The sequence below is a fragment of the Mucilaginibacter sp. genome (assembly GCF_028288225.1).
Lineage (GTDB): Bacteria > Bacteroidota > Bacteroidia > Sphingobacteriales > Sphingobacteriaceae > Mucilaginibacter.
The window spans coordinates 1-3,710 of the sequence record NZ_JAQBOC010000056.1 but is presented as its reverse complement, the minus strand read 5'-3'; the positions used below and the strand labels follow the sequence as shown (position 1 = coordinate 3,710).

Annotated in this window: 3 protein-coding genes; all 3 read right to left on the bottom strand. The window is 39.8% G+C overall.

The features are described 5' to 3' along the window. Positions 1-256 precede the first annotated feature (256 nt). The 3 genes from sucD to dctA all read right to left on the bottom strand — a co-directional run bounded on the left by sucD (position 257) and on the right by dctA (position 3,320). Positions 257-1,135 carry a succinate--CoA ligase subunit alpha gene (gene sucD / locus JWQ54_RS17060; RefSeq protein ID WP_299587137.1) on the bottom strand — a complete coding sequence of 293 codons (879 nt, stop codon included), beginning with the start codon at positions 1,133-1,135 and terminating at the stop codon, positions 257-259. A 488-nt stretch (positions 1,136-1,623) separates the two neighbouring features. Next, positions 1,624-2,070: a hypothetical protein gene (locus JWQ54_RS17055; RefSeq protein ID WP_299587134.1), complete on the bottom strand. Its 447-nt coding sequence runs from the start codon at positions 2,068-2,070 to the stop codon at positions 1,624-1,626. Between the two features lie 11 nt (positions 2,071-2,081). After that, positions 2,082-3,320 (bottom strand): C4-dicarboxylate transporter DctA, encoded by a 1,239-nt coding sequence (gene dctA / locus JWQ54_RS17050; protein WP_299587132.1) that lies wholly within the window; start codon positions 3,318-3,320, stop codon positions 2,082-2,084. Positions 3,321-3,710: the final 390 nt, after the last annotated feature.

Below are 3,710 nucleotides of genomic sequence, written 5' to 3'. Positions count from 1 at the left end.
CCGTTGTTAACTTTATCAACAAAAATCAAGGTTATTAACACAGAAAAAGAAGCAAAAAGAAAGCTTCAACAATAATAATAACCTATTCTATTTTGTTGAAGCCAATCTAAAGGCAATGACATGGTGGAGAAGTCCCACAAAAAAATCCCAGCCAAACTGACCAGGATCTTAAATTATATTTGCGCTTAAAACCTTTATGCTTTTACCTTTCAGCTTTCGCCTCAAAATAAAACCTTTCAGCTTTCGCCTTTTAGCTTTAAGCTTTCTTCGCTAACTCTTCTGCTAATGCAGCTCCAATTTCAGCGGGTGATTCCACCACGCGGATGCCGCATTCGCGCATAATTTTCATTTTTGCCGCTGCTGTATCATCGGCGCCGCCAACAATTGCGCCGGCATGACCCATTCTGCGGCCCGGAGGCGCTGTTTGGCCTGCTATAAAGCCGACAACAGGTTTTGTACCATTTTCTTTTATCCATTGTGCTGCCTCAGCTTCCATGCCGCCGCCAATCTCGCCAATCATAATAATGCCATGTGTTTCAGGATCGTTCATTAACAATTCAACGGCTTCTTTGGTTGTTGTGCCGATGATCGGGTCGCCGCCAATGCCTATGGCTGTAGTGATGCCCAACCCGGCTTTTACTACCTGGTCAACTGCCTCGTAAGTTAAAGTGCCTGATTTTGAAACTACACCAACATGGCCTTTTTTGAAGATGAAGCCTGGCATAATACCAATCTTCGCTTCATCTGCAGTAATAATACCCGGACAGTTAGGGCCTATCAAACGGGAATCTCTTCCTGCTAAATATTCCTTCACCATTATCATATCCTTTGTAGGGATGCCTTCGGTGATACAAACAATAACTTTTATACCTGCTTCGGCTGCTTCCAAAATTGAATCGGCTGCAAATGCAGGGGGTACAAATATGATAGATACGTTGGCGCCTGTTTCTGCTACTGCATCAGCAACGGTATTAAATACTGGCCTGTCTAAGTGCTGCTGACCGCCTTTACCGGGGGTTACACCACCAACAACCTGCGTTCCGTACTCAATCATTTGCGACGCATGGAAACTGCCTTCTTTACCTGTAAAACCCTGAACTATTACTTTAGAATCTTTATTTACGAGTACACTCATTGGATTTTTTTATTTGTAGCGCAAAGCTAAAGTTTTTGATCGAATGTCAAACCCACTTATTCCCTAATGCAGGAATAATTTTACAATAAACCAACCTTATTGTCCGGGCCCGTCATGGATACTTTAGAAAAGCCAATAAATATGAATACTCTCTGCCTGCTTTAATCCGTTAGCCCCAAATTTTCAGAGGAAAGATGTTTCTTTGCTTTGTTTCTCATCAAAAAAAACAACATGCCAAGTATTGCTAACAAGATTTCTGTTTTTGTAGATATATGTCCCATAACTAATTGATTTAATATAATATAAACCAATAGTTAAAATAAAAGTTTAACAATTAAAAAAATATATTAGAAGATATTTTGATATAGTCTTATCGATCCGCTTTTACGCCTTTGTTGGTGTTGCTGGTCGCAGAAATATGCCGAAGAAACCCACAGCTTTTATTTAAATTAAAGCTTCATCCAAATTAAAAAATTTAAGTTTCAACCTTATATTCTTGTGATTTGAGGGTCACATATTGAAGCGATATGGATAATATGATTGGAACAATTAACAGAATAGTGTTTTATTTCTTCATCAAGAATATATTCGGCAACTGTATTTTGCTTTATGTAATCTAGATAGTTTGATTTATTATAAATACAAATTAAGCCCCCTACCCATTCTTCATGTTCATAATGTAAATAGAAACTTTCATTCTGAACAAAATATGCGATGTATGACTTGAAAAAAATTGCATATTTCCTGCCGTAATCAGGAGTAATGGCTTTTACCGGTCCAAACGATTTTTCGCCGATGGATACATATTCTTTTTTTTTTGAAATTGATGCTCCCTGAATCTTTATTAACAATTCGTTATCGAACGGCTCTTTAATATTATCTAGAAACAAATATTTTAAGTCGTTTACACCACCAAAAAGTCCGTCGTTATTCATCTTTCACTGGGTTAAATCTTTCCGTCAGCTATCGGCACCCTAAATTCACCCTCACTCTTAGCTATCACAATAGTAGCAATCCCATTTCCAATCATGTTGGTGATGGCCCTTGCTTCCGACATAAACCTGTCGACTCCCAGTAATATGGCAACGCCCTCAACGGGAATGATTTTTATAGCAGCCAGGGTTGATGTTAATACAATAAAACCGCCGCCGGTAACCGCCGCCGCTCCTTTCGAGGTGATCATTAAGATCCCTATAAGTGCTGCCTCTTGTTCCCAGGTTATCGGGATGTGAAATACCTGCGCAAGAAATATTGTTGCCATTGATAAATAAATGGTGGTACCATCCAGGTTAAATGAATACCCGGTTGGGATTACCAGCCCTACTACGGATTTCGAGCAGCCAAACTTCTCCATCTTTTCCATCATTAACGGCAATACCGACTCAGACGATGAGGTGCCCAGCACAATAAGGATCTCTTCCCTGATAAATTTAAGGTACTGCCAAAGGCTGAACTTATACAGCCTGCAAATGATATTCAACACAATAAAAATAAACAGGAACATAGTAAGATAAACCGAACCCATAAGCAAAGCCAATGGCTGCAAGGTTTTAATGCCATAGGTGCTTATAGTATAGGCCATGCCACCGAAGGCGCCGATTGGAGCTACCCGCATCACCATGTGCATAATATTAAAAAACACTTTTGATAGCTTGTCAAAAAGGCTGATGACCGATTGCCCTGTTTGGCCCATGCGACTTAATCCGAACCCAAATAATATGGCAAAAAACAAGATCTGCAGAATATCGCCTTTGGCAAAAGCATCAAATACATTTGACGGGATAATATGAGCTATAAAATCTCCCCAGTGCATTTCGGCAGCAGCTTTCTTGTAAACCTCAAGCTTTGAGGTATCAGCGGCAATATGGCTTACAAAACCTTCGCCGGGCTTTACGATATTGGCCACTATAACTCCTATAATTAATGCAAAAGTGCTTACTATCTCAAAGTATAATAAAGCCTTGCCGCCTACCCTGCCCACTTTTTTCATATCGCTCATTCCCGCAATGCCCAGTACTATGGTGAAAAATATGATGGGTGCTATCAGCATGGTTATTAAGCTGATAAACATCTGGCTAATAAGCTTTGCAGTGGGTCCGAACGATTTAAAGCAGAGGCCAACAATTACACCAAGCAATATGCCGGCAATTACCTGGAAATTTAGGTTGAGGAGGATTTTCTTCATTGATCAAGTATACGAATATTCATTGCTTTATGGTAACCGGATAAAAGCTTTATTAAAAAAGGCCGTCCGTTTGTTTTTTTAGGATGAGTCCCAAAAAACAAACGGACGGATTATAGTGTGAGCTACCCATTTCAATAATGCATTGGCGTTAATATCGCTCGCGGAGTTTACTCGCCCGGTCATTGCTTCACTCGACCCGCCCTCTCTTCCCCAAGCGTGATTGTTGCGCAACTAGATAAGTCAGCAATGGCTAAAATTAAGTACTTTGAAATATTGATTAAAATATTGGTTTTTAGTATATTAGGCTATGCAAGGGAAAAAGACGCATCAGGAAAGCTTATTTATACAATTTCAGCTTTCCAACTATGTTCCGGCTGACAATTTCTACCG